Annotated in this window: 25 protein-coding genes; 10 read left to right on the forward strand and 15 right to left on the reverse strand. The window is 67.7% G+C overall.

Features of this window, described 5'->3' with window-relative positions:
* Positions 1-103: 103 nt before the first annotated feature.
* Positions 104-1168, reverse strand: a complete 1065-nt coding sequence (gene fba, locus R9B84_RS13735) for a class II fructose-bisphosphate aldolase (RefSeq protein ID WP_047898922.1) — start codon at positions 1166-1168, stop codon at positions 104-106.
* Positions 1169-1486: 318 nt separating this feature from the next.
* Complete coding sequence (pyk, locus tag R9B84_RS13740; protein ID WP_423758352.1) at positions 1487-2923, reverse strand: pyruvate kinase; 1437 nt, start codon at positions 2921-2923, stop codon at positions 1487-1489.
* On the opposite strand from pyk, the gene R9B84_RS13745 reads away from it, so the two are divergent.
* Positions 2922-3050 carry a hypothetical protein gene (locus tag R9B84_RS13745; protein ID WP_261309823.1) on the forward strand — a complete coding sequence of 43 codons (129 nt, stop codon included), beginning with the start codon at positions 2922-2924 and terminating at the stop codon, positions 3048-3050. The genes pyk and R9B84_RS13745 overlap by 2 nt on opposite strands.
* 157 nt (positions 3051-3207) lie before the next feature.
* Here the strand turns inward: R9B84_RS13745 and R9B84_RS13750 are convergent, their stop codons facing one another.
* The 3 genes from R9B84_RS13750 to R9B84_RS13760 all read right to left on the reverse strand — a co-directional run bounded on the left by R9B84_RS13750 (position 3208) and on the right by R9B84_RS13760 (position 5760).
* Positions 3208-4404 carry a phosphoglycerate kinase gene (locus tag R9B84_RS13750; protein WP_069257480.1) on the reverse strand — a complete coding sequence of 399 codons (1197 nt, stop codon included), beginning with the start codon at positions 4402-4404 and terminating at the stop codon, positions 3208-3210.
* A 280-nt stretch (positions 4405-4684) separates the two neighbouring features.
* Entirely contained in the window at positions 4685-5008 is a 324-nt protein-coding gene (locus R9B84_RS13755) for an AzlD domain-containing protein (protein WP_065499287.1), read from the reverse strand.
* Entirely contained in the window at positions 5005-5760 is a 756-nt protein-coding gene (locus tag R9B84_RS13760) for an AzlC family ABC transporter permease (RefSeq protein ID WP_423758353.1), read from the reverse strand. Before R9B84_RS13760 ends, R9B84_RS13755 begins: the two co-directional genes overlap by 4 nt.
* A gap of 194 nt (positions 5761-5954) precedes the next feature.
* On the opposite strand from R9B84_RS13760, the gene R9B84_RS13765 reads away from it, so the two are divergent.
* The 6 genes from R9B84_RS13765 (at position 5955) to R9B84_RS13790 (ending at position 10514) form a co-directional block, all read left to right on the forward strand.
* The gene (locus tag R9B84_RS13765; protein WP_423758354.1) at positions 5955-6878 is read left to right on the forward strand and encodes a branched-chain amino acid transaminase; all 924 of its coding nucleotides are present in this window, start codon (positions 5955-5957) and stop codon (positions 6876-6878) included.
* 50 nt (positions 6879-6928) lie between these two features.
* Entirely contained in the window at positions 6929-7123 is a 195-nt protein-coding gene (locus R9B84_RS13770; RefSeq protein WP_006749970.1) for a zinc-finger domain-containing protein, read from the forward strand.
* 139 nt (positions 7124-7262) lie between these two features.
* A complete protein-coding gene (gene waaF / locus R9B84_RS13775) occupies positions 7263-8300 on the forward strand; it encodes a lipopolysaccharide heptosyltransferase II (protein ID WP_047898928.1) in 1038 nt (345 codons plus the stop codon).
* 115 nt (positions 8301-8415) lie between these two features.
* Positions 8416-8862 (forward strand): nuclear transport factor 2 family protein, encoded by a 447-nt coding sequence (locus R9B84_RS13780; RefSeq protein ID WP_034178922.1) that lies wholly within the window; start codon positions 8416-8418, stop codon positions 8860-8862.
* Positions 8863-8896: 34 nt separating this feature from the next.
* Positions 8897-9934 (forward strand): hydrolase, encoded by a 1038-nt coding sequence (locus tag R9B84_RS13785; protein ID WP_423758355.1) that lies wholly within the window; start codon positions 8897-8899, stop codon positions 9932-9934.
* The gene (locus tag R9B84_RS13790; RefSeq protein ID WP_423758356.1) at positions 9927-10514 is read left to right on the forward strand and encodes a DUF2946 family protein; all 588 of its coding nucleotides are present in this window, start codon (positions 9927-9929) and stop codon (positions 10512-10514) included. Before R9B84_RS13785 ends, R9B84_RS13790 begins: the two co-directional genes overlap by 8 nt.
* A 39-nt stretch (positions 10515-10553) precedes the next feature.
* On the opposite strand, the gene R9B84_RS13795 is transcribed toward R9B84_RS13790, so the two are convergent.
* Complete coding sequence (locus R9B84_RS13795) at positions 10554-12248, reverse strand: M48 family metalloprotease (RefSeq protein WP_423758357.1); 1695 nt, start codon at positions 12246-12248, stop codon at positions 10554-10556.
* 178 nt (positions 12249-12426) lie between these two features.
* Between R9B84_RS13795 and moaC the strand changes: the two genes are divergently transcribed.
* Together moaC and R9B84_RS13805 are read left to right on the forward strand one after the other, a co-directional pair.
* Positions 12427-12915 carry a cyclic pyranopterin monophosphate synthase MoaC gene (gene moaC / locus R9B84_RS13800; protein ID WP_174419830.1) on the forward strand — a complete coding sequence of 163 codons (489 nt, stop codon included), beginning with the start codon at positions 12427-12429 and terminating at the stop codon, positions 12913-12915.
* Positions 12916-13013: 98 nt separating this feature from the next.
* The gene (locus R9B84_RS13805; protein ID WP_423758358.1) at positions 13014-14240 is read left to right on the forward strand and encodes a hypothetical protein; all 1227 of its coding nucleotides are present in this window, start codon (positions 13014-13016) and stop codon (positions 14238-14240) included.
* Between the two features lie 121 nt (positions 14241-14361).
* On the opposite strand, the gene R9B84_RS13810 is transcribed toward R9B84_RS13805, so the two are convergent.
* From R9B84_RS13810 to recA, 9 genes are all read right to left on the reverse strand, one after another.
* Positions 14362-14712, reverse strand: coding sequence for a TonB family protein (locus R9B84_RS13810; RefSeq protein ID WP_069747142.1), 351 nt, complete (start codon positions 14710-14712; stop codon positions 14362-14364).
* A gap of 440 nt (positions 14713-15152) precedes the next feature.
* Positions 15153-16931, reverse strand: coding sequence for a PglL family O-oligosaccharyltransferase (locus tag R9B84_RS13815; RefSeq protein ID WP_423758359.1), 1779 nt, complete (start codon positions 16929-16931; stop codon positions 15153-15155).
* Between the two features lie 153 nt (positions 16932-17084).
* Positions 17085-17681 (reverse strand): pilin, encoded by a 597-nt coding sequence (locus tag R9B84_RS13820; RefSeq protein WP_423758360.1) that lies wholly within the window; start codon positions 17679-17681, stop codon positions 17085-17087.
* 97 nt (positions 17682-17778) lie between these two features.
* Positions 17779-18483, reverse strand: coding sequence for a TerC family protein (locus R9B84_RS13825; RefSeq protein WP_423760003.1), 705 nt, complete (start codon positions 18481-18483; stop codon positions 17779-17781).
* A 157-nt stretch (positions 18484-18640) separates the two neighbouring features.
* Positions 18641-19522 carry a succinate--CoA ligase subunit alpha gene (gene sucD / locus R9B84_RS13830; RefSeq protein WP_034178933.1) on the reverse strand — a complete coding sequence of 294 codons (882 nt, stop codon included), beginning with the start codon at positions 19520-19522 and terminating at the stop codon, positions 18641-18643.
* A 64-nt stretch (positions 19523-19586) separates the two neighbouring features.
* Positions 19587-20753 carry an ADP-forming succinate--CoA ligase subunit beta gene (sucC, locus tag R9B84_RS13835; protein ID WP_096471695.1) on the reverse strand — a complete coding sequence of 389 codons (1167 nt, stop codon included), beginning with the start codon at positions 20751-20753 and terminating at the stop codon, positions 19587-19589.
* A 68-nt stretch (positions 20754-20821) separates the two neighbouring features.
* Entirely contained in the window at positions 20822-21430 is a 609-nt protein-coding gene (locus tag R9B84_RS13840) for a DUF2889 domain-containing protein (protein ID WP_423758361.1), read from the reverse strand.
* 144 nt (positions 21431-21574) lie between these two features.
* Entirely contained in the window at positions 21575-22444 is an 870-nt protein-coding gene (gene recX / locus R9B84_RS13845; protein WP_423758362.1) for a recombination regulator RecX, read from the reverse strand.
* Positions 22444-23514, reverse strand: a complete 1071-nt coding sequence (gene recA / locus R9B84_RS13850; RefSeq protein WP_047898939.1) for a recombinase RecA — start codon at positions 23512-23514, stop codon at positions 22444-22446. The genes recX and recA overlap by 1 nt, the downstream gene beginning before the upstream one ends.
* A gap of 190 nt (positions 23515-23704) precedes the next feature.
* On the opposite strand from recA, the gene R9B84_RS13855 reads away from it, so the two are divergent.
* Entirely contained in the window at positions 23705-24433 is a 729-nt protein-coding gene (locus R9B84_RS13855; protein WP_423758363.1) for a response regulator, read from the forward strand.
* Positions 24434-24436: the final 3 nt, after the last annotated feature.

The raw sequence follows: 24436 nt of genomic DNA on the forward strand, positions 1-24436 counted from the left end.
TTGTTCGGCCGGACGGAACGGCTGCCTGGGGCCGGATCAGGTCCGGCCTGGCGGCCCGCCCCTGCCAAACGACAGAATCGGGCGGGGCAATCGTACTACAGTCTCAGCGCACGACCTGCGCGAGCGCGCCAGACTTGTACTGTTCGGCGATCTTGTCGAGCGACACCGGCTTGATCTTGCCGGCCTGGCCTTCGCAGCCGAACGCGAGGTAGCGGTCGACGCAGACCTGCTTCGCGGCTTCGCGCGCGGGCTTCAGGTAGTCGCGCGGATCGAACTTGCCCGGGTTCTCGAACAGGTAACGACGGATCGCGCCGGTGATCGCGAGACGCAGGTCGGTGTCGATGTTGATCTTGCGCACGCCGTGCTTGATGCCTTCCTGGATTTCCTCGACCGGCACGCCGTAGGTTTCCTTCATGTCGCCGCCGAATTCGCGGATCTCGGCCAGCAGTTCCTGCGGCACCGACGACGAACCGTGCATCACGAGGTGCGTGTTCGGGATGCGCGCGTGGATTTCCTTGATGCGCTGGATCGACAGGATGTCGCCCGTCGGCTTCTTCGAGAACTTGTACGCGCCGTGCGACGTGCCGATCGCGATCGCGAGCGCATCGCACTGCGTGAGCTTCACGAAGTCGGCCGCCTGCTCCGGATCCGTCAGCAGCTGCTCGCGGGTCATCGTGCCTTCCGCGCCGTGGCCGTCTTCCTTGTCGCCCTTCATCGTCTCGAGCGAGCCGAGCACACCGAGTTCGGCTTCGACCGTCACGCCGATCGAGTGCGCCATCTCGACGACCTTGCGCGACACGTCGACGTTGTACTCGTACGACGCGACCGTCTTGCCGTCGGCTTCGAGCGAACCGTCCATCATCACGCTCGTGAAGCCGCTGCGGATCGCGCCCATGCAGACCGCCGGCGACTGGCCGTGATCCTGATGCATCACGACCGGGATGTGCGGGTACGACTCGACTGCCGCTTCGATCAGGTGGCGCAGGAACGGCTCGCCCGCGTACTTACGCGCGCCGGCCGATGCCTGCATGATCACGGGCGCGCCGACCTGGTCCGCTGCCGCCATGATCGCCTGGACCTGCTCCAGGTTGTTCACGTTGAAGGCCGGCAGGCCGTAACCGTGCTCTGCCGCGTGGTCCAGCAATTGACGCATTGATACGAGAGGCATTGTGGAACTCCTTGGAATGAAAACCGGTGCGCCCTGACGCCGGCGCGGCACTCGCCCCCGTTCGAACCGGGGTGGCGCGGCACGGCTGAGCGTCGAATAGCGGCATTTTATCGCGAAGCGCCTCCGATTCCGACCGCCCGGTGGCGCCCACTCGCAATTTGTTACGTTCGCACGGCACAATGCGGGCAAAAAAGAGAAAAAAAGCCGCGCGGGGCTTCGACCCCGCGCGGCTTTCGCGTGAGAAACGGTGACGGATCGAATTCGATCGACCCGGACCGCCGGCCCGCGGGCCGGCCTGGCGCTCGGCGAACGCCCGACTCAGTAGTGCTCGCCGACCCGCACGATCTTCAGCGTGTTGGTGCCGCCCGCCTGCCCCATCGGTTCGCCGACGGTCAGCACGACCATGTCGCCGTGCGCGACGTAGCCGCGCTTGACGATCGTCTCGAGCGCCACCTGCAGCGCGCTGTCGCGGTCGCTGTTGAAGTCGACGTGCAGCGGCGTCACGTTGCGGTAAAGCGCCATCGTGCGCTCGCTGCCGACGCGCGGCGTCAGCGCGAAGATCGGCACGTGCGTGTAGTGGCGCGACATCCACAGCGCGGTCGCGCCCGATTCGGTCAGCGCGACGATCGCCTTCGCGCCCAGGTGGTACGCGGTGAACAGCGCGCCCATCGCGATCGACTGGTCGATCCGCGTGAACGTGCGGTCGAGGAAATCCTTGTCCAGCTCGACGTGTTCCGATTTTTCCGCTTCGACGCACACGGCCGCCATCGTCTCGATCGTGACGACCGGGTACTTGCCGGCGGCCGTCTCGGCCGACAGCATCACCGCGTCGGTGCCGTCCAGCACGGCGTTCGCGACGTCCGACACTTCCGCGCGGGTCGGCACGGGCGCATGGATCATCGATTCCATCATCTGCGTCGCGGTGATCACGAGCTTGTTCGACTCGCGCGCCATCCGGATCATCCGCTTCTGCAGCGCCGGCACGGCCGCGTTGCCCACTTCCACCGCGAGGTCGCCGCGCGCGACCATGATGCCGTCGGACGCATCGAGAATGCTCTGCAGCGCCGGAATCGCTTCCGCGCGCTCGATCTTCGCGATCATCTTCGGCTTGATGCCGTACGGCGCGCCCGCGATGTTCGCGAGCTGGCGCGCCATTTCCATGTCGGTCGCGTTCTTCGGGAACGACACCGCCACCAGATCCGCGCCGAGCGACATCGCGGTGCGGATGTCTTCCATGTCCTTCGCGGTCAGTGCGGGCGCCGACAGGCCGCCGCCCTGGCGGTTGATCCCCTTGTTGTTCGACAGCTCGCCGCCCACCTTGACGATCGTGTGGATCTCGTCGCCGAGCACGCGCTCGACGGTCAGCACGATCAGGCCGTCGTTCAGCAGCAGCAGGTCGCCCGGCTTCAGGTCGCGCGGCAGCTCCTTATAGTCGAGGCCGACGCGTTCGTCGTTACCCAGTTCGCAGCCCGCGTCGAGGATGAAGGCCTGGCCCGGCTCGAGCGAGGTCTTGCCGTTCTCGAACTTGCCGACGCGGATCTTCGGGCCCTGGAGGTCGGCCATGATCGCGATCTCGCGGCCAACCTTGCGGGCGGCCTCGCGCACCATCTCGGCGCGCTGGCGGTGATCGTCGGCCGTGCCGTGCGAAAAATTGAGCCGCACGACGTCGAGGCCCGCCTGCATCATCTGCAGCAGAATCTCCGGCGAACTGGAAGCCGGGCCGATCGTGGCGACTATCTTGGTGGCGCGCTGCATGAAACTCCTCATCTGGATCAAGGTGGATGCGCTGGGTGAAACGCTGCGAGAGCCGGACACGGCGGGCCCAGCGGCGGCCGTTCCGGGGGGCGTGCCGGTGCTTGCGCCCGGCATCGCTTTGTTCTGAATCTCGTGGTGCTGCACGGCCGCGTCGCCGGCGGCCGCCGGTGCGCGCGGGGTGGAGTTCGCCCGCGCGGGCGCGCGTTTGCGCTTGCCCGCGCCGGCCGGCTGCTCCGCTTTCGCGGAGCGCGCGGCCTTCGTCACCCCTGCGCGCGCCGCCACGCTCAGGCCGCCCGCGTTTCGAGCACTTCCACCGCCGGCAGCTTCTTCCCCTCGAGGAACTCGAGGAAGGCGCCGCCGCCCGTCGAGATGTAGCTGACCTGGTCGTGGATGCCGTACTTCGCGATGGCCGCGAGCGTGTCGCCGCCGCCAGCGATCGAGAACGCGGACGATTTGGCGATCGCTTCGGCGAGCGTCTTGGTGCCGTTGCCGAACTGGTCGAACTCGAACACGCCGACCGGGCCGTTCCACACGATCGTGCCGGCCTTCTCGAGCTGGCTCGCGAGCGCCTTGGCCGTATCGGGGCCGATGTCGAGGATCATGTCGTCCGCTTCGATGTCGGCGACCTGCTTCACCGTGGCCGCGGCCGTCGGCGAGAATTCCTTGGCCGTCACGACGTCGGTCGGGATCGGCACCGACGCGCCGCGCTCGCGCGCTTCGTCGATGATCGCCTTCGCCTCGTTGACGAGGTCGGCTTCCGCGAGCGACTTGCCGATCGACAGACCGGCCGCGAGCATGAACGTGTTCGCGATGCCGCCGCCGACGATCAGCTGGTCGACCTTGCCGGCCAGCGACTTCAGGATCGTCAGCTTGGTCGACACCTTCGAGCCGGCGACGATCGCCACCAGCGGGCGCGCCGGGTTGCCGAGCGCCTTGCCGAGCGCGTCGAGTTCGGCCGCCAGCAGCGGGCCCGCGCACGCGACCGGCGCGTACTTCGCGATCCCGTGCGTGGTCGCTTCCGCGCGGTGCGCGGTGCCGAATGCGTCGTTCACGTACACGTCGCAGAGCTTCGCCATCTTCTGCGCGAGCTCGTCCGAATTCTTCTTCTCGCCCTTGTTCACGCGGCAGTTCTCGAGCAGCACGACCTGGCCCGGCGCGACGTTCACGCCGTTCTCGACCCAGTTCGACACGAGCGGCACGTCGCGGCCGAGCAGCTCGGCGAGACGCTTCGCGACCGGCGCGAGCGAGTCTTCCGGCTTGAATTCGCCTTCAGTCGGACGGCCGAGGTGCGACGTGACCATCACGGCCGCGCCGGCGTCGAGCGCGGCCTGGATGGCCGGCACGGACGCGCGCACGCGCGTGTCTTCGGTGATGTTGCCCTGGTCGTCCTGCGGGACGTTCAGGTCGGCGCGGATGAACACCCGCTTGCCGGCGAGCTGGCCGGCGGCGATCAGGTCGGTAAGACGCTTGACTTGGCTCATGTTGAACAGATTGAAGTAGTGGATGGGGAAAGGGGGTTCACGCTGGACGTGCGCGGGCTGCCGCGAAAGGGCGCCGGATGCGGCCGTGGCTGGCGGTTCGCATGACGCGCACGGGTAAAAAATCTCGAACGGGCATTCTAGCCGATCCACCCGGCAGACTGACCCGTGCGGCGGCGAATTCCGCCTATTTGGGATCGCGCGCGGCAACGGACACATTGCCGCAACGCAGCAATGCACGCGCGCGCGCGGCCGGCGCCCGGCGGGCCGGAACGGCGGCCCATCAGAAGATCACGCGCAGCGCGGTGAACACGAGCATCCCGACGACGATCGTGCCGAGCATGCTGCGCCGCCACAAAAACCAGCCGAGGCCGGCGAGCGCCGCGTAGAACGGATGGTTGGACAGCGCGAACGACAGCCCGGCCGGCGTTTCGAGCACGTCGGGCAGCACGACGGCGACGAGCGCGGCCGCCGGCGCGTAGCGCAGCGCGCGCTGCACGCGTTCGGGCAGCACGGTGCGCTCGCCGCCGATCAGGAACAGCGCGCGCGTGACGGCCGTGACGATCGTCATCCCGATGATGACGATCCAGATCTCCGTCGCGCTCATTCGATTTCCTTTTCGTGCACGGTTTCGGTGCGGATGCGCCGCCAGTCGGCCCGTTCGACGAAGAAATCGGCCATGCTGCCGGCCGCGAGCGCGGCGAGCACCGCGAGCGGCAGCGCGAGCCGGTACGGCAGGTCGAACGCGACGAGCGACACGATGCCCGCGACCGCGACGGCCGCGAGCGTCGAGCGGTTCGCGACCGCCGACACCATGATCGGGATCAGCGCGAGCGTGCCGGCCAGTTCCAGCCCCCAGCTCGCGGGAAAGAAGCTCGCGAGCAGGATGCCGGCGAGCGACGACACCTGCCACGACAGCCAGCTCGCGAGCGCCATCCCCCAGAAATACGCTTCCTTGCCCGGCACGTGGCCGTTCGCGAAGCCCTGTTTCTGGAACAGCAGGTAGATCACGTCGCCGTTGAAATAGCCGATCGCGAGGCGCCGCCACAGCGGCAGGTAGGAAAAATGGGGAGCCAGCCCGGCACTGAAGATCACGAAGCGCGTGTTGACCATCGCGGCCGTGAGCAGCACGGTCCAGATCGGCAGCTTCGCGGCGAGGAGCGGCAGTACCGCGAGCTGCGACGAGCCCGCGTAGACGAGCAGCGACATCGCGCTCGCCTGCCCGAGCGTCATGACCGACTTGCTCATCGCGATGCCGGTGACGAGCCCCCAGGACAGGATCGCCATCAGTGTCGGGGAATAGTCGCGCGCGCCCTGGATCAGCGCGAAGCGGTCGGTGGCGGACAATCGAGCGAGCATGGGAAAGCGGGCCGCAGCGGGCGGTTCGTCGGGACGCCGGCGCCTCCTGCCGGTACGCCCCATCGTTATTGGAATCGGTACCGGGCGATTATAGCGCCGCCCCTGTGCCGGCCGACCGGATCGTCGCCAAATGACGCTAAAATAACCGTCTTTCCGGCTCAACGCTGCACACAACCGCATCCCAGGAGAATCCTATGTCAATGGCCGACCGCGACGGCAAGATCTGGATGGACGGCAAGCTGATCGACTGGCGCGACGCCAAGATCCACGTCCTGACCCATACGCTGCACTACGGCATGGGCGTCTTCGAGGGCGTGCGCGCGTACAAGACGGCCGATGGCAGCACCGCGATCTTCCGCCTGCGCGAGCACACGAAACGTCTGCTGAATTCGGCGAAGATCTTCCAGATGGACGTGCCGTTCGACCGGGAAACGCTCGAAGCCGCGCAACTCGAAGTCGTGCGCGAGAACAAGCTCGAGTCGTGCTACCTGCGCCCGATCATCTGGGTCGGCTCGGAAAAGCTCGGCGTGTCGGCGAAGGGCAACACGATCCACGTCGCGATCGCCGCATGGCCGTGGGGCGCGTACCTCGGCGAGGAAGGCCTCGCGAAGGGCATCCGCGTGAAGACGTCGTCGTTCACGCGCCACCACGTGAACGTGTCGATGGTGCGTGCGAAGGCGTCGGGCTGGTACGTGAACTCGATCCTGGCGAACCAGGAAGCGACGGCCGACGGCTACGACGAAGCGCTGCTGCTGGACGTCGACGGCTACGTGTCGGAAGGCTCCGGCGAGAACTTCTTCCTCGTGAACAACGGCAAGCTGTACACGCCCGACCTGGCGTCGTGCCTCGACGGCATCACGCGCGACACCGTCATCACGCTCGCGAAGGACGCCGGCATCGAGGTGATCGAGAAGCGCATCACGCGCGACGAGGTCTATACGGCCGACGAAGCGTTCTTCACCGGCACGGCCGCCGAAGTCACGCCGATCCGCGAGCTCGACAACCGCACGATCGGCAGCGGCGCGCGCGGCCCCGTTACGGAACAGCTCCAGTCGGCGTTTTTCGATATCGTGTCCGGCAAGAACGCGAAGTACGCGCACTGGCTGACGAAGGTCTGAGCGCGCCGCGCCACCGACCGCCCCACAAAAGAGTGATAAGAGAAAGTCTCATGAGTGAAATCAAGGAAATGCCGCTGGTCGAGCTGACGGCCAAGGATCTTCCCGCCTACTGCCCGAACCCGGCCATGGCGCGCTGGAGCGCGCACCCGCGCGTCTTCATCGACGTCTCGCACGGCGAGGCACGCTGCCCGTACTGCGGCACGCGCTACAAGCTGCGCGACGGCGAGGTCGTCAAGGGCCACTGAGCCCGGGCGGCCGGGCCCGCGGGCCCGCCACTCGCGAGGCGGCGCAGCCGGATGCCCGGCGCGCCGCCCTTCCCCATTCTGGCAACCCGAACGCGGCGCCCGCGCGCCGTGCTTCATTACGACATCGGAAGTCCACCTGATGCGTCGAGCGCTGGTTATCGCACCGAACTGGATCGGTGACGCATTGATGGCGCAGCCGCTTTTTGCGCTGCTGAAGAAGCTCCATCCCCGCATCGCGATCGATGCCGTCGCACCCTCGTGGGTCGCGCCGGTGCTCGAGCGGATGCCCGAGATCCACGATGTCTACGCGACCGATCTCGCGCACGGCAAGCTGCAGTTGCTGCGCCGCTGGCAGCTCGCGAGCGACCTGCGCGACGTCGGCTACGACGCGGCGTACGTGCTGCCGAATTCGCTGAAGTCCGCGGTGATCCCGTGGCTCGCGAACATCCCGCTGCGGATCGGCTACACGGGCGAGCACCGCTACGGGCTGTTGAACGTGCGGCACGCGAATCCGACCAAGTCGGGCGAGCGGCCGCCGATGACGACGCACTACGCGGCGCTCGCGTACGCGCCGGGCGCGAAGCTGCCCGAATCGATGAAGACGCTGCCCGCACCGCGCCTCGACGCCGACCTGAACGAGACGGCGCGCGTGTCCGCGCGCTTCAATCTCGATACGCGCAAGCCGCTCGTCGTGTTCTGCCCGGGCGCCGAATACGGCCCGGCCAAGCGCTGGCCGCCCGAGCACTTCGCGACGCTCGCGACGATCGTGCACCAGTCGTTCCCGTACACGCAGATCGTCGCGCTCGGCTCGCAGAAGGACGCCGCGGCCGCGCAGGCGATCGCCGACCACGCGCCGAACGTGCGCAACCTGTGCGGGCAGACGTCGCTGTCCGAGGCGTGCGCGCTGATCGCGCGCGCGAACGCGGTCGTCACCAACGATTCGGGGCTGATGCACGTCGCCGCCGCGCTGCGCCGGCCGCTCGTCGCGCTGTACGGATCGACCGATCCGCGCCACACCCCTCCGCTGTCGGACCTGGCGAAGGTACAATGGCTGCATCTCGAATGCAGTCCCTGCTTCGAGCGCGAGTGCCCGCTCGGCCACCTGAAGTGCCTGCGCGAACTCGGTCCCGAGCAGGTATTCGGCGATTTGCGCGGCATGCTCGTCGGGCAACGCTGACCCTGGCCGGCAGCGTCGCACGACGCGCCGGGCAATCCGATTCACCGGTGTGCGGCGGCCCCCTCCGGGCCGCCGTGCTGAATACGGCGCGCGACGCGCGCGAGAGACAACCCCGATGCCACGTTTTGCCCGCCTCTTCGAAGCCGCTGCCGATACGCTGAACGCCTACTACCAGGCCGTCGCCGATGCCAATCTCGACGCGCTGCTGGCGTTGTGGATCGACGAGGATTTCGCCAGCTGCGTATGGGCGGACGGCGAGCATCTGCACGGCCTCGACCAGATCCGCAGCGGGCTCGCCAACCGGCTCGCGACGCGCCCGGTAACGATCGAACCGCTCGACATCCGCGTCTACGACAGCCTCGGCACGGTCGTCTACACGATCGCCGAAGCGCATCAGCAGGCCGACCTGACGGCCGAACCCGACATGGTTTTCGCGACGTACGTGATGATTCACGAACGCGGCGAGTGGCGCATCGCGCACATCCACGCGAGCCCGATTCCCGAACAAGCGGCCGGGCAGTTCGCCGCGAAGATCCGTCACGGGCAGGGCCCGCTGCACTGACGAAAAGACGAAGCAACGCATACGCGGGGCGATCATGAGTACGGCTTCTCCGCCCACCTCGCCGCTCGCCGGGGCTCCGGCCCCGGACGACGACACACTGCGCTATCACGCGCCACGCTGGCTGCCGAACAGCCATGCGCAAACCATCGTGCCCGCGCTGTTCGCGCGACGACCGGCCGTCGCATACCGGCGCGAGCGATGGGAAACCCCCGATCACGACTTCATCGATCTCGACTGGGTCGCGTATCTCGACAGCGCCGCGCCGCCGCCCGATGCGCCGCTGTTCGTGCTGTTCCATGGCCTTGAAGGCAGCTCCGGCTCGCACTATGCGCTCGCGATGATGGCCGCCGCACGCGCGAAGGGCTGGCACGCCGTCGTGCCGCACTTTCGCAGTTGCAGCGGCGAGATCAACCGCCAGCCGCGTTTCTACCATCTCGCCGACAGCGCCGAGGTCGACTGGATCCTGCGCCGGCTCGCCGCGCAGCATCGCGGGCCGCTGGTCGCGGCCGGCGTGTCGCTCGGCGGCAACGTGCTGCTGCGCTGGCTCGGCGAGCATCGCAGCGACACGTCGATCCTGCGGGCGGCCGCCGCGATCTCGACGCCGATCGACGTGCATGCGGGCGGCCGCGCGCTGTCGCAGGGGTTCGCGATGATCTATACGCGCAGCTTCCTGAAGACGCTCAAGCGCAAGGCGCTCGCGAAGCTCGACCAGTATCCGGGGTTGTTCGACCGCGACGCGATGCTGGAGGCCGTGACGATGCGCGACTTCGACGAGGCCGTGACCGCGCCGCTGCACGGTTTCGCGGACGCCGACGACTACTGGACGAAGGCGACGACGCGGCCGCTGCTGCCCGCGATCGACGTGCCCACGTTGATCCTCAACGCCCGCAACGACCCGTTCCTGCCCGAATCGGCGCTACCGGGCCCGGCCGACGTATCGCCGGCCGTCGAGCTCGACCAGCCCGCGGCCGGCGGGCACGCGGGATTCATGACCGGGCCGTTCCCCGGCCGCCTCGACTGGCTGTCGGCGCGGGTGTTCGGCTATTGCTCGAAATTCGTCGACCATGGATGACATCGTCAGGCAGGCGCTCGCCAAATGGCCGAACGTGCCGCACTGCACCGGCTGGCTGCTGCTCGACCGGCGCGGCGAATGGCGGCTGCGCGACGACGCGGCGCAGGCGGCCGGCGAGCTCGGTTCGCCGGTCCGGCATGAGGCGCTGAACGCGTTCATCGGCCGCAACTACGCATGCGACGCGCAGGGCCAGTGGTTCTTCCAGAACGGGCCGCAGCGCGTGTACGTCGAGCTCGCCTATACGCCGTGGGTCGTCCGGCTCGCCGAGCGTGACGGGCAGCTCACGCTCGCCGACCAGACAGGCTCGGCGTTCGAACCGGACGAAGCCTGGCTCGACGATGGAGGCGGCGTGCTGTTTCGCGATGCGGGCACGCCGCCGCGCATCGCGGCGCTGCACGATCACGACCTCGGGCTGTTCGCCGATCACGCGGACTTCGACGCCGCGCCGCCCGTGCTGCGCTGGCGCGACGGCCGCGCGCTGCCGCTCGGCCACATCGTGTGCGCGGACGTGCCCGCGCGGTTCGGCTACGTCGTGAGTCCGGCACGACAGGCACGCGACGTGGCCGGCAGCGGCAACTGACCCACAGCCGCCCTTCCCGCGTTCGCCGGGCGCCGGCCGCTAACCGCGGCCGTTCTTGTCGTCCTCGCGCTCTTCCTTGTAACGCGCCTCGAATTCCAGCAACCGCGCGCCGATGATCGACTGCTCGTAGAACGACACGTCCTTCGCGTCGCGCGCTTCCTTCAGCTGACGGATCGCCGACGGCCACGCGCCGTCGAGTGCGAATTTCTCGGCGAGCGCGCGGCGCCGCGCGAGCACGTCGCCTTTGCCGTCGCTCGCCTTCGCGAGGTAGTCCCACCAGTCCGGCTGCTCGGGATCCGCCTTCGCCTGCGCGCGTGCGAGCGCCTGCGCATCGGTGAAGCGGCCCGCGGCGATCAGCGCCTGCAGGTGCGCGACGATCGCCGCGTGCGACGCCGGCCAGCGCCGCTGCGCGAGCGCCGCGAGCCGCACCGCATCGTCGGTCCGGCCCGCACGCCGCGCGATGTCGGCGGCCAGCACGTCGAGGCTCGGCGAACTGGTCGCCGGGTCGCCCTCGCGCCGCTCGCGCGCATCGAACGCGCCGTGCGCCGATGCGAGCGCCTTGTCCGCCGCGTCGTACTGGCCGAGCAGCGTGTTCGCGAGCGCGATGCCGTACCAGTTCGCCGCGACGTTCGGCGCCGTGCGATCGTCGATCTCGAGCTGCATCCTGCGCGCCTCGGCCGAGATGTCGGTGGGCGCACGGTTCTGCAGGACGCGCAGCCGCGCGCGCACGAATCCGTATTCCGCCGACTGGCGCGGCTGCCGGTACGGCGCGCGACGCGCGCGATCCTCCATGTCGGCGATCCGCTCGCCGGTCAGTGGGTGCGTGCGCGCATAGGCCGGCACGCCCGCATCGCCCATCGACGCGCGGTCGAGCCGCTCGAAGAAGCCCGGCATCCCGTACGGGTCGTAGCCCGCGCCGGCGAGCAACTGGAAGCCGACGCGATCGGCCTCGCGCTCGGCCGAACGCGAGAAGCGCAGCTGGTTGTCGACCGCATACGCCTGCCCGCCCACCGCGATCGCGCTGCCGAGATCGCCGCTTCTCGCGAGCACGCCGGCCAGCACGCCGAGCAGCATCGTCGCGAGCGCCGTGTAGCCGGTCTTCTCGCTCGCGCCGATCATCCGCGCGATGTGCCGCTGCAGCACGTGGCCCATCTCGTGGCCGACCACCGACGCGAGCTCCGATTCCGTCTGCGTCGTCACGACGAGCCCGCTGTTGATCCCGATGAAACCGCCCGGCATCGAGAATGCGTTGATCTGCGAATCGCGCACCGGGAACAGGTCGAAGTCCGGCATGTAGCCGCCGATATAGCGCGCGGCCGCCGCGGCCGCGAGGCGCGCCGCCATCGCGTTCAGGTAGTCGCGCACGAGCCAGTCGTCGAGATAGCCGGGGTCGCGCCGCACTTCGCGCATCACGCGCTCGCCGAGCCGGCGCTCGGCCCGCGGCGTCAACGAACCGCCGGAGCCGTCGCCGAGGTCGGGCAGCTCGAGTGCGCGCAACGGCGCGCGCAGGCTCGCGGCCGGCGCCGACACGCCGCCCGTGCCCGCAAACCGGCTCTCCGCGCCGCCGTACGTACCGAACACGCCGGTCGCGATGCCGGACGGCACGGTGGAAATCGACGGGGAATCGCCGGCCGCCGGCTCGAGCGGTGGCGCGGACGCGCTCTGCGCATGGCCGCTCGGCGGCAACGCGAGCGCGACCGACAGCGACACGGCAAGCAACTGTTTGACACGCATGGCAGGATGAAAACGACGCCGTCCCGCGCGCCGGGCGCGCATCGCGGCGTTTGGTCTGAATATTCGGGTCATTGTACCGGCGGCGGCGCGACTGTCTCGTGCCGCGCATGCGTCATCTGCGCCCCCGGCGACGCGAATGCCACTGCTATGATAAGCGCCCGTTGAGACGGAGCATGACATGTCAGGACTCACCCATTTCGATGCCGCCGGCCATGCGCACATGGTCGACGTCGGCGGCAAGCAGGAAACCCGGCGCATCGCGATCGCGCGCGGCACGATCCGGATGCTGCCGGCCACGTTCGCGCTGATCCGCGACGGCAAGGCAAAGAAAGGCGACGTGCTCGGCGTCGCGCGCATCGCGGCCATCCAGGGCGCGAAGCGCACCGCCGACCTCATTCCGCTGTGCCACCCGCTTGCGCTGACGCGCGTGGCCGTCGACTTCGAACTCGACGATGCGCTGCCGGGCGTGCACTGCGTCGTGCAGGTCGAGACGTTCGGCCGGACCGGCGTCGAGATGGAAGCACTGACCGCCGTGCAGGTCGGGCTGCTGACCGTCTACGACATGTGCAAGGCCGTCGATCGCGGGATGGTGATCACCGACGTGAGCGTGCGGGAAAAGCGCGGCGGGAAGTCGGGGGACTGGAAGGCGGAAGACGTCGCGGGTTGAAACGCCCGCCGCTGTGCCCTGGCGCGCAGATCACGGAGAATCGTCGGCCGTAACGATTCCCCGTTCGAACGATAGAGAATCAGAACAACAAGTCATCGATGACGAACACCACGCTGAAGTACGCCGCGCCGCTGCTGTGCGCGCTTTCCCTGCTGCCGGCCGTCGCATCGGCCGCCGGCGCGTGCCCCGCCGCCGACACCGCCGCACGCGCTGCAATCGACGCACAGCACCGCGTGCAACAGGTCCGCAATCCGCAAGGCGACGGTGGCGGCAACGTCGATATCTCGCCGCCGCTGCGCGACGCGCTTCGTGCGTACAAGCAGGCGCTCGTCGGCGCGATCGACGCGCGGCTCGCGTGCAGCGACGAACACGTCGAACCGGCTGCTCTGAAACGCACGCTCGCGGCCGCGCTCGGCGTGCCGGCTCAATCTGCCCAATCGACCCGATCGGCCTCGCTGAAAACCGGCGAATCGGCGTTCGGCCGCAATCCGGACGTCGACGTCGAACGCGGCGGCACGTCCCGCCCGCTTCTCTTCGTGCGCGCCGGCTTCGACATCGCGTGCGGCGACGACAACCTGCTCACCGCGTATGCATGGGAAAACGGCGGCTGGCGGCGCGTGCTGCGCTGGCAGGCCGACGATTACAAGGACATCGGCGGCGCCTACGGCGGCGGCTTCTGGTTCTCGGCGCTGCCCGGCGGGCAGGTCGCGGTCGTGCACGGCACGCCGTGGTGCTCGTCGCGCTGGAGCCGGTTCGGCGCGGACGTCCTCGCACCGGCAAACGGCCCGACCGCGCAACGCACGCTGTTCCATACCGAACACGGCTACGTGATCGACGACGACGCGATCCGCTTCAAGGTGCGCCCCGACGGCTTCGAACTGCGCGCGACGGTCGGCTCGCTCGACAGCGAAGTCATGACTCGGCCGGGCATCTTTCGCTACCGCGTCGACGGCGACACCGTGCAACGCGTGCAGCCCGCGGCGCTCAACGGCCGCGATTTCGTCGACGAATGGCTGAAGGTGGACGATGCGCTTGCGCGCGAATGGAGCGAGCCCGCCGCCGCCGCTGCCGCGCTGAAAGCCCGGCAGGCTTACAACGCGGAAAGCAAGGCGCCCGACACCGGCTTCGCGTACGGCCCCGTGCGCGGCTGCTCGGACAGCAAGGACCGCTTTCAGGTCGAACTGGATCTGACGGGCAAGAGCGGGGAAACCGTCGCGCGGCGCTATGCGCTGATTCGCCAGGAGCGCAACGGATTCACGATGCTCGGGCTGCGCAATTCGGCCGAACAGGCCTGCCGCGGCGCGAACCTGATGCCGCAGCACTGAACGTCGGGCACGCGCGGCGCAATGACCGCGCGTATCGACTTTCGACGGCCGCGCTAAACGGTGCGGCCCGACGGAGACAAAACCGGCCGGAAAACGGCGCGCAGGGCGCGCCATCCGCGCATCACTCGCCGCGTCGCGGCTCGAACACGAACGGTTGGGTCAGCAGGAATGGATTCGCGGTCGCGCCCGTCTGCACGCAGGTCGCGTGCGTCATCGCGTCGACGGCCGCGCGATCGGCCGCCGCATTGCGGCTGCTCGTCGTCACGGTGACGTTCTGCGCTTCGCCGGACGTCGTCATCAGCGCGCGCACGAGCACGGTCGCCGGACGCGTGAGCGGCTTCGCGGTGTCCGGATAGACGGCACGCGGAATGTGGCAGGTCAGCTTGCTTTCCTGCGACGACGACAGCATCGCGCAGCCGGAAAACAGCATCGCGACGGCGGGCAGGATCAGGTAGGTCGAGCGAATAGCCATGGTCGAATATCGTTCTTCAGCACGGTTCTGGACCAACGCGCCGTGCACCGGAAGACCTCGCCTCCGCATCACGCGCGTCGCACTGCGCCGCGGCCATCGGACCGGCGCCCCGTTACGGCCGCACGGCCGATCGATGCTCGGCCGCGATCCTGCCTGGCGGGCTTCCCGGCGAGCCGGGGTGCGGCAAGCGTCGGTCCCGAGCCCGGCGCGGGCCGGCAGACGAGCGCTTGCGCGCATTGTGCACGCGCCACCCGGCCAGCGGCGCCGATTTGACAATGATTGACGCGAATCGACGCGCCTTTGGCCGGAATCCGCTCGATTCATGAGGTAATCGACGCCCGGCCGAATTCACGCGGTTCACGCAGGGCCGATCTGCGCGACGGCTAACCCCGTCGCGCGGCAAACGCCGGAATTCCGCGTTCCGGCGGCCGCTGCGCGTCTTAATCCGAGTCGTCGTCGTCCGAGTCGTCGGCCGCATCGGCCGGCACTTCGCCGTACTTCGCGACGACGGCCGCCTTGAACGCCTTCAGCGCCGGCTGCTGGTCGCACAGCTTGTACAGCAGGGCCAGTTGCTGCGGCCAGTCCTTCAGCTCCTTCGCGAACACATGCAGGCGCGCGACGGTATCGAGCGCGTCGGCTTCGCGGCCCGCCAGCGCCTGCAGCGCCGCATAGCGGCGCAGCACCGTCTCGCCGGGCAGCAGCGCGATCGCGCGCTCATGGGCGACGAGCTTGGCCGGCAGGTCTTCCGGCGAAATCGTCAGCAGCGTCGCCGCGCCGTAATCGCCCCACGCGCCGAACAGCAGCGACGGCGCGTCGCGATACTGCGCGGCCGGGTCGTTGCCGTAATACAGCACTTCCGCGCGCTGGTAGTCGCGCAGCACGGGCACCGCCGCCAGCACGCCGCCGAACGACAGCACCGCGAACAGCCCGAACGCCGCGCGACCCGGCAGGATGCGCAGCGGCTTCACGTCGAGCAACCCGATCACGAACATCGCCGGCAGCAGGAAGAACATGTACTGCTGCGGATACTCGACGAGCGCATGCATCAGCAGGATGCCGATCAGCGCGAAGCCGAACACGCGCGTGCTCGACTGCGGCGCGCGCAGCGCACGCACGAACCACATCACGAGCGTGACGACGAGCACGCCAAGGCCGGCGAGACCGGACTTCGCGAGCAGGTCGATGAAGATGTCGTGCGAGTTGTTCGCGATCTCGACGCCACCCATCGTGCGCACGAGCGCAAACTGGTGCGACGGGAATTCGCCCCAGCCGACGCCGAGCAGCGGATGTTCGCGGAACATCGCGAGCCCGTACTTCCACAGGGCGAGGCGCGGCGCGATCTGCCCCGCGTCGCGCATCCGGTCGGCCGCCGATTCCGCGAGATTCAGGTGATAGTGCACGTTGGCCCAGCGCACCGCGACGTTCACCGCGATGAACGCGACCGCGAGCACGACCGGCATCAGCCACGCACGCGTATTGCCCGGCGCGCGGCGCGATTCGAGCCACGCCATCCAGAAGCCCGCGACGACCATCACCGCAACCTGCAGCCACGGCCCGCGCGACACCGTCAGCGCGAGACCGACCGACAGCACGATCGACAGCACGAACCACGCCCATACCGCGAGCCTGCGCGTCTGCACGAGATACAGCGCGCCGGCGAGCGCGAACGCGATGTAGGTGGCCAGATGGTTCGCCTGCGCCATGTTGCCGTACGGGCGGCGATCGGCCGCAACGTTGTACATCACGACGAACGGCGATACCGCCGACTCGAGGTGGAACAACTGCACGATCTGCGTTCCGACCGCGAACACGCCGCCGACGAGCAGCGCACCGGCCATCATCCGCGAGACGATTTCGGCCAACCCGTCGCGCGCGAGCGCGTAGCCGGCCTGCATCGCGACCAGCGCAGCGGCAAGATAACCGACCGCCAGCCAGTTCATCGACGGTACCTTGAGCTGCATCAGCGCAACCTGCGCGATCAGCACCACGGCGAACCCCAGCGGCACGACGAACGCGGCCGGCGCGGCAAACGGCTCGGCCGCACGGCCCGTCCGCGCGAGCAGGACGACCGACAGCCCCACCAGCAGATACAGCACCAGCGCGGAAAACTCGGAATAGAAGGTCGGGATCGGATACGTGTGATTCGTGATCGCATACGGCACGATCAGGGCGACAGCCAGCGCAACGAGCGACAACGAACGGGAAAAAGTAGAAGGCATGAGCGAACCGGATGTCAGCAACCGGCGCACTATACAAAACTTTCCCCCCTCTGTGCGGGGCCGTCGCGCGGCCACCCGGCGCCGCGGGACCGGCCCGGCCGGCCAAAGCGGCGGCCGGCGTGCCGCGCGCGCCGCCCTCCTCCTCCGCCGGCGCTATGCGCGGCACTCCGCTGGCGCATATTTCGCGGGCAGCGTCGCGGCGGTGCCCGGCAGCGGCCCGGCCCCCGGCGCCGGCAGCGACGACGCATCCTTGCCGGCGGCAAAGCACTCCCATGCGATCGCGCCGGCTTGCATCGCGCCTTTTTTGAGCGCCACGCGCGCGGTGGGTGCGTCGGCCTTGTCGGGCGCGGATGGCACGAGCACCAGCGTATTCGTGCCGGCCGCGGCGACGCGGGTCGTGAACGCAACCGAAATCTGGCCGGTCTCGCCGTCGATGGCAACCGATTCGACGTTGCGGGTCGCGGCCGGCGGGCTGTAGCCGCCGTCGAGGCTCGCGCCGCTCGCCGCGTTGTCGGCAACCGCGAGCCGCGCGGACGACGCGAGCGCGAGCCCCTCGCCGACGCGCGAACGCGCGAGGTAATCCTGGTACGCGGGAATCGCATAGGCAGCGACGACGCCGACGATCGCCAGGACGATCATCAGCTCGATCAGCGTGAAGCCGGCCGGCCGCCAGCGCGGCGACGGCCGGTTCGCGCGCCGCAGATCGGCGGCAACGCGACGGAACAGGGAAACGGAAAAGGCTTCGAACATGGCAGGCTCCGGAAACGAAAAACGCCTGCCGGTAAAGGCAGGCGTCTCGATCGTAGCCAGCGGGTCGCGATTCCGGCAGTCGGCCGGACGGCCAACGTCAGTGCGCGCGCGGTGCGCCGTGGCGCCGTCTGAGCGCGTAACCGGCCGCCACGACGAACAGTGCGCCGGCCATGCTCGCGCCGTAGATCGCGGGTGGCGTATCGAGCACCGGCCAGCGATCGCCGACCGGGTCGTTCACGATCAACCCGCCCGCGATCCAGCCGAGCAGCGCGGCGCCGAGCGTGACGACGATGGGGAAGCGGTCGAGCAGCTTCAGCACCAGCGTGCTGCCCCACACGATGATCGGCACGCTGACGACGAGCCCGAAGATCACGAGCGCCATCCGGTGCGACGGGTCGGCCTGCTCGGCCGCGCCGGCGATCGCGATCACGTTGTCGAGGCTCATCACCGCATCGGCGATCACGATCGTCTTCACGGCGTCCCACAGCCGGTCGGCCGGCTTGATGTGGTCGTGCGCGTCGGCGGCCGGCGCCATCAGCTTGACGCCGATCCACAGCAGCAGCAGCCCGCCGCCGATCTTCAGGAATGGCACGTCGAGCAGCGCGACCGCGAACGTGATCAGCGCGACGCGCAGCAGGATCGCCCCCGCGGTGCCCCAGACGACGCCGCGCAGCCGCTGGTTCGCCGGCAGGTTGCGGCAGGCGAGCGCGATCACGACCGCATTGTCGCCGCCGAGCAGGATATCGATGATGACGATCTGGAGAACGGCGCCCCAGTGCAGCGACGTCAGGAATTCGAGCATGGGGGTGAGGTGCAGGATATGGCCACCCGGCGGGCGGCCCGGTTCGTCGCCGGCACATGCGTAGCGCATGCCCGGTGCTTACGAATTCATTGCGCGAGCATAACAAAAAACGCCGGCAAAGCCGGCGTTTTCTGCAGGACGAACCCAGGCGGAAATATTACAGCGCTGCCTTCAGCAGGCGGCCCATTTCCGACGGGTTGCGCGTGACGGTGATGCCGCACGCTTCCATGATTTCCAGCTTCGCTTCGGCCGTATCCGCACCGCCCGAGATCAGCGCGCCGGCGTGGCCCATGCGCTTGCCCGGAGGCGCCGTGACACCCGCGATGAAGCCGACGACCGGCTTCTTCATGTTGGCCTTGATCCACTCGGCCGCATTGGCTTCGTCCGGACCGCCGATTTCGCCGATCATCACGACCGCATCCGTATCCGGATCGTCGTTGAACATCTTCATCACGTCGATGTGCTTCAGACCGTTGATCGGGTCGCCGCCAATACCGACTGCCGACGACTGGCCGAGGCCGAGTGCCGTCAGCTGCGCAACGGCTTCATACGTCAGCGTGCCCGAACGCGACACGACGCCGATGCGGCCCTTGCGGTGGATGTGACCCGGCATGATGCCGATCTTCAGTTCGTCCGGCGTGATCGTGCCCGGGCAGTTCGGCCCGAGCAGCAGCGTCTTGCGGCCTTCGCGGCGCATGCGGTCCTTCACTTCGATCATGTCGCGGACGGGGATGCCTTCCGTGATGCAGATCGCGAGATCCAGATCGGCTTCGACCGCTTCCCAGATCGCAGCGGCAGCGCCTGCCGGCGGAACGTAGATGACCGACACGGTCGCGCCGGTTTCTTCCTTCGCTTCCTTGACGCTCGCGTAGATCGGAATGCCTTCGAAATCTTCGCCGGCCTTCTTCGGGTTCACGCCCGCGACGAATGCTTCGCGGCCGTTTGCATATTCACGGCAGGCGCGCGTATGGAACTGACCGGTTTTGCCGGTGATGCCCTGCGTGATGACCTTCGTGTCCTTGTTGATCAGAATCGACATGTATTTTGACCTCTGTTCGATTGGCGTCGCGTATCTGCCGCGCCGCCATGCGTATTCGATAGCGTTACTTGCCTTCGGCAGCCGTGACGACCTTCTGCGCGGCTTCTTCCATGCTGTCCGCCGAGATGATCGGCAGGCCCGAGTCGGCCAGCATCTTCTTGCCGAGGTCCTCGTTCGTGCCCTTCATGCGCACGACGAGCGGCACCTTCAGGTTCACGGCCTTCGAACCGGCGATCACGCCTTCCGCGATCACGTCGCAGCGCATGATGCCGCCGAAGATGTTCACGAGGATCGCCTTCAGATCCGGGTTCTTCAGCATCAGCTTGAACGCTTCCGTGACCTTCTCGGTCGTAGCTCCTCCGCCGACGTCCAGGAAGTTCGCCGGTTCGCCGCCGAACAGCTTGATGGTGTCCATCGTCGCCATCGCCAGGCCTGCGCCGTTCACGAGACAGCCGATGTTGCCGTCGAGCGAGATGTACGCGAGGTCGAACTTCGACGCTTCGATTTCAGCCGGATCTTCTTCGTCCAGATCGCGGTACGCGACGATTTCCGGATGACGGAACAGCGCGTTCGAGTCGAAGTTGAACTTCGCGTCGAGTGCGATGACCTTGCCGTCGCCGGAGACGTTCAGCGGGTTGATTTCAGCCAGCGACGCGTCGGTTTCCCAGAATGCCTTGTACAGGCCTTGCAGGATGGCACGCGCTTGCGGAATCGAAGCAGCCGGCACGCCGATCTTCGCGGCGAGGTCGTCGGCCTGGGCGTCGAGCAGGCCGGTCGACGGCTCGACGATGACCTTGTGGATCAGTTCCGGGTGCTTTTCGGCAACTTCTTCGATGTCCATGCCGCCTTCGCTCGAACCCATCAGAACGATCTTTTGCGTCACGCGATCAACGACGAGGCTGACATACAGTTCCTGCTTGATGTCGGCGCCTTCTTCGACCATCAGACGGTTGACCTTCTGGCCTTCCGGACCGGTCTGGTGCGTGACGAGCTGCATGCCGAGGATCTGGTTCGCGTATTCGCGAACTTGCTCGATCGACTTCGCCACCTTCACGCCGCCGCCCTTGCCACGGCCACCCGCGTGAATCTGAGCCTTCACGACCCACACCGGGCCGCCCAGCTCTTCCGCCACCTTGACGGCCTCGTCAACCGAGAACGCCGGCTTGCCGCGCGGTACCGCGACTCCGAATTTCCGCAGGATTTCCTTACCCTGGTACTCGTGAATCTTCATGCGTGATTCCCTTCAGTCTGAGAGTTGGATGAAAAGTCGCTTAAGACGCTTCTTCGAATGATTTCCGTTCATTCCTTCGTGCTGCCTTCACCGGGCACGTTCGGCCGCTCCGCGCCATACCAGCGCGGGTAGTACTGCCGCACGACCTCGCCGTCGAACCGCAGCGCACGGCAGCGGCCGAGCTGGAAAGGCGGTTCGTCGTGCACGCCGTCCTGATCCGGCCCTTCGCCCCCCTCCTCGCGCACGTTCCACACGTCACCGGCGAACGCCTGGATCGCTGCCGTCGGCAGCACGGCGCACAGTTCGGTGAGATGGGAGCAGCCTGCGACACCGGACAAAAGTCGGTTCGCATCGCGGCGGAAGTGGCGGAAGAGATTGAGCCCGATGAGGGCCCGATAGGCGGGAGGGGCGGATTGACACTGACCGGGATAGGGCACCCATTCCGAAGACGCTTCGGCGTCGACGACATTGAGTTCACGATCGATAGTCACGCGCAGCCAGAGTTCGTGGATCGGCAGGCCTTGGGGCCGGATGCCCGACGCAAGCGCGACATCGCGCGGCTTGTGGTCGGTCAGGCAGGCTTCGATGTCCCACAAGCCGTCGCCGCGCTCGTAAGCTTCCGCTCGGATTGCGCGTCGATGTCGCAACTGACGGGGCACGGGCTCGGATAGCGGCATGCTGGAGGTTGAGGCCGAAGAGGAAAACCAAAGGATTTTAGCATATTGGGTATTTGAGACAGTTTGACGCGACGGCGGGTATTCCCGCCTGTCCGGAAGCGGTTGCGTTGCAGCAAAATCGCGCGCCACGCGCGCTCGGAGCGATCAATCGTCGATCGGGAAATCGTCGCCGACCTTCAGCAACTTCACGATGGTCGCGCTCGAGAAGCCGCGCGCGGCGAGAAAGCGCGCCTGCTTCGCACGCTCGGCCGGTGTTTGCGGCAGTGCACCGAACTTCTTGCGCCAGACAGCCTGCGCGCGCACCCATTCGGTCTCGTGCAACTGCGCGTTCACTTCCTCGACGAGGACGTCGCCGACCGCATGGCGCTTCAGCTCGCTGACGATGCGTGCGACACCGACGCGCGACGCACGACGATGCACGAGGCTCTCGGCAAAGCGCGCGTCGGACAGCCAGCCATCCTTCTCCAGCGCATCGAGCACCGGTTCGACGGACTCGTCTTCGCCGACATACGGCGCGAGCTTGCGCGCGAGTTCCGTGCGGCTGTATTCACGCCTCGACAGATAACCGAGCGCGCGGCCTTTCAACGAACGCGGCGGCTTCGACGACTTGCGTTCGCCGGCGCCCGGATCGTTGCCGGAAGCAGCGCTTGAAGCACCGCCCGCCGCACGGCGCGTGCGGCGCGGATGCTGGCTGCTGCGCGTATAGACATCTTCCGTCGCAGGCGCCGACGCATCGGATGCGCGATCGCCCGGGAAGCTGACACCGGACACGCGACGGCGGGACCGGTCGTGCGCGTCGAACGATTCATCGTCGTCGAACGGATCGTCCGGCGCGGCAATCTCAAACGAAACGAGGGCATCGTCGGATGCCCTCGTCGCGGTGCGGTTCGCGGCGTTGCTGCCGGCGACCCGCCGATCGGCGCCCGAGGATCCGGCTCGCCGGCCGGAGCGATCCGCCGTTTCCGGCGCGTCGCTCTCCTCCGGCTCGCCAGCCTGACCTCGGCGCCCGACCATCACTCTTCTTCGTCCACCGCCTCGGCTTCGTTGCCTGCACCATCGGGCATTGCGACGACGCCGAGCGATTCGCGGATGCGGTTCTCGATCTCGCGCGCGATTTCCGGATTCTCGCGCAGGAATTCACGCGCGTTGTCCTTGCCTTGGCCGATCTTCTCGCCGTTGTAGCTGTACCAGGCGCCCGCCTTGTCGACGATCTTCGCCTGCACGCCGAGATCGATGATCTCGCCCTGACGCGAAATGCCCTCGCCATACAGGATGTCGAAGATCGCTTCGCGGAACGGCGGCGATACCTTGTTCTTGACGACCTTCACGCGGGTTTCGTTGCCGATCACCTCGTCGTTCTTCTTGATCGAGCCGATCCGGCGGATGTCGAGACGCACCGACGCATAGAACTTCAGCGCGTTGCCGCCCGTCGTGGTTTCCGGGTTGCCGAACATCACACCAATCTTCATACGAATCTGGTTGATGAAGATCACCAGGCAGTTCGTGCGCTTGATCGTGCCGGTGAGCTTGCGCAGCGCCTGCGACATCAGGCGGGCCTGCAGACCCGGCAGCGAATCGCCCATCTCGCCTTCGATTTCGGCCTTCGGCACGAGCGCCGCGACCGAGTCGATGACGATCATGTCGACCGAGCCCGAGCGCACCAGCGCATCGGTGATTTCCAGCGCCTGCTCGCCGGTGTCCGGCTGCGAGATCAGCAGCTCCGGCACGTTCACGCCGAGCTTCGACGCGTACTGGACGTCGAGCGCGTGCTCGGCATCGATGAACGCGGCCGTGCCGCCGATCTTCTGCAGCTCGGCGATCACCTGCAGCGTGAGCGTGGTTTTACCGGACGATTCCGGACCGTAGATCTCGACCACCCGGCCGCGCGGCAGGCCGCCGACGCCGAGCGCGATGTCGAGCCCCAGCGAACCCGTGGAGACGACCTGGATGTCCTCGGCCGCCTCGCCGTCGCCCATCCGCATGATCGACCCTTTGCCGAACTGCTTCTCGATCTGCGCGAGTGCGGCCGCCAGCGCCTTGCTCTTCTCGGCGGTCATCCCGGAGCCCTTCTTGCTTTCTTCCATGAATCGTCCTTTGCTATGATGAGCAGCGTCTGTTAAAGGCGCGCCCGCTTTCAAGCGCCGCCCACGAATGCAGACACTGTATAAAAAAACAGTGTTTTATGCAAGCCCGCAATGCGGGCTGCGTTATACACAAATAACTTCGGAGACAGCCGCGCCGGCGTGAACGCCCTGCCGGCCATCGGTCAGCAACATGCGAATTCTCATCGCCGAAGACGACAGCATACTCGCGGACGGCCTCACCCGGTCACTCCGCCAATCGGGCTATGCGGCCGACCACGTGAAGAGCGGCGTCGACGCCGATACCGCACTGTCGATGCAGTCATTCGACCTGCTGATCCTCGATCTCGGGCTGCCGAAAATGTCCGGGCTCGACGTGCTCAAGCGCCTGCGCGCCCGCAATTCCAACCTCCCCGTGCTGATCCTGACCGCCGCCGACAGCGTCGACGAGCGCGTGAAGGGGCTCGACCTCGGTGCGGACGATTACATGGCCAAGCCGTTCGCGCTCAACGAGCTCGAGGCGCGCGTGCGTGCGCTGACCCGGCGCGGCGCGGGCGGCGGCCCGACCGTCGTGCGGCACGGCTCGCTCGCGTTCGACCAGGTCGGCCGCATCGCGTATGCGAACGAACGCGTGCTCGATCTCTCCGCGCGCGAGCTCGGCCTGCTCGAGGTGCTGCTGCAGCGGATCGGCCGGCTCGTGTCGAAGGAGCAGCTCGTCGACCATCTGTGCGAATGGGGCGAGGAAGTCAGCAACAACGCGATCGAAGTCTACGTGCACCGGCTGCGCAAGAAGATCGAACCGAGCGGCGTGCGGATCTCGACCGTGCGCGGCCTCGGCTATTGCCTGGAAAAGGTCGCGCCCGCCGCGCCGGCCGACACGACAGCGCCCCAGCCCGCGGTGGCCGGCACGCCGCTGCGCTGAAGC

Source organism: Burkholderia sp. NLJ2 (genome assembly GCF_049487195.1).
In the GTDB taxonomy this organism is placed as follows: Bacteria; Pseudomonadota; Gammaproteobacteria; order Burkholderiales; family Burkholderiaceae; genus Burkholderia; species Burkholderia pyrrocinia.

Excerpts from the sequence above, each read along its gene's own strand:
- R9B84_RS13840 (WP_423758361.1), bottom strand. The coding sequence starts at position 21,430 with ATGCCGCTATCCGAGCCCGTGCCCCGTCAGTTGCGACATCGACGCGCA.
- R9B84_RS13765 (WP_423758354.1), top strand. The coding sequence starts at position 5,955 with ATGTCAATGGCCGACCGCGACGGCAAGATCTGGATGGACGGCAAGCTG.
- moaC (WP_174419830.1), top strand. The coding sequence starts at position 12,427 with ATGTCAGGACTCACCCATTTCGATGCCGCCGGCCATGCGCACATGGTC.
- R9B84_RS13760 (WP_423758353.1), bottom strand. The coding sequence starts at position 5,760 with ATGCTCGCTCGATTGTCCGCCACCGACCGCTTCGCGCTGATCCAGGGC.
- R9B84_RS13780 (WP_034178922.1), top strand. The coding sequence starts at position 8,416 with ATGCCACGTTTTGCCCGCCTCTTCGAAGCCGCTGCCGATACGCTGAAC.
- R9B84_RS13855 (WP_423758363.1), top strand. The coding sequence starts at position 23,705 with ATGCGAATTCTCATCGCCGAAGACGACAGCATACTCGCGGACGGCCTC.
- R9B84_RS13750 (WP_069257480.1), bottom strand. The coding sequence starts at position 4,404 with ATGAGCCAAGTCAAGCGTCTTACCGACCTGATCGCCGCCGGCCAGCTC.
- sucD (WP_034178933.1), bottom strand. The coding sequence starts at position 19,522 with ATGTCGATTCTGATCAACAAGGACACGAAGGTCATCACGCAGGGCATC.
- R9B84_RS13755 (WP_065499287.1), bottom strand. The coding sequence starts at position 5,008 with ATGAGCGCGACGGAGATCTGGATCGTCATCATCGGGATGACGATCGTC.
- R9B84_RS13815 (WP_423758359.1), bottom strand. The coding sequence starts at position 16,931 with ATGCCTTCTACTTTTTCCCGTTCGTTGTCGCTCGTTGCGCTGGCTGTC.
- R9B84_RS13825 (WP_423760003.1), bottom strand. The coding sequence starts at position 18,483 with ATGCTCGAATTCCTGACGTCGCTGCACTGGGGCGCCGTTCTCCAGATC.
- R9B84_RS13795 (WP_423758357.1), bottom strand. The coding sequence starts at position 12,248 with ATGCGTGTCAAACAGTTGCTTGCCGTGTCGCTGTCGGTCGCGCTCGCG.
- R9B84_RS13820 (WP_423758360.1), bottom strand. The coding sequence starts at position 17,681 with ATGTTCGAAGCCTTTTCCGTTTCCCTGTTCCGTCGCGTTGCCGCCGAT.
- sucC (WP_096471695.1), bottom strand. The coding sequence starts at position 20,753 with ATGAAGATTCACGAGTACCAGGGTAAGGAAATCCTGCGGAAATTCGGA.
- R9B84_RS13770 (WP_006749970.1), top strand. The coding sequence starts at position 6,929 with ATGAGTGAAATCAAGGAAATGCCGCTGGTCGAGCTGACGGCCAAGGAT.
- pyk (WP_423758352.1), bottom strand. The coding sequence starts at position 2,923 with ATGCAGCGCGCCACCAAGATAGTCGCCACGATCGGCCCGGCTTCCAGT.
- R9B84_RS13790 (WP_423758356.1), top strand. The coding sequence starts at position 9,927 with ATGGATGACATCGTCAGGCAGGCGCTCGCCAAATGGCCGAACGTGCCG.
- R9B84_RS13785 (WP_423758355.1), top strand. The coding sequence starts at position 8,897 with ATGAGTACGGCTTCTCCGCCCACCTCGCCGCTCGCCGGGGCTCCGGCC.
- recX (WP_423758362.1), bottom strand. The coding sequence starts at position 22,444 with ATGGTCGGGCGCCGAGGTCAGGCTGGCGAGCCGGAGGAGAGCGACGCG.
- fba (WP_047898922.1), bottom strand. The coding sequence starts at position 1,168 with ATGCCTCTCGTATCAATGCGTCAATTGCTGGACCACGCGGCAGAGCAC.
- recA (WP_047898939.1), bottom strand. The coding sequence starts at position 23,514 with ATGGAAGAAAGCAAGAAGGGCTCCGGGATGACCGCCGAGAAGAGCAAG.
- R9B84_RS13810 (WP_069747142.1), bottom strand. The coding sequence starts at position 14,712 with ATGGCTATTCGCTCGACCTACCTGATCCTGCCCGCCGTCGCGATGCTG.
- R9B84_RS13805 (WP_423758358.1), top strand. The coding sequence starts at position 13,014 with ATGACGAACACCACGCTGAAGTACGCCGCGCCGCTGCTGTGCGCGCTT.
- R9B84_RS13745 (WP_261309823.1), top strand. The coding sequence starts at position 2,922 with ATGAAACTCCTCATCTGGATCAAGGTGGATGCGCTGGGTGAAACGCTG.
- waaF (WP_047898928.1), top strand. The coding sequence starts at position 7,263 with ATGCGTCGAGCGCTGGTTATCGCACCGAACTGGATCGGTGACGCATTG.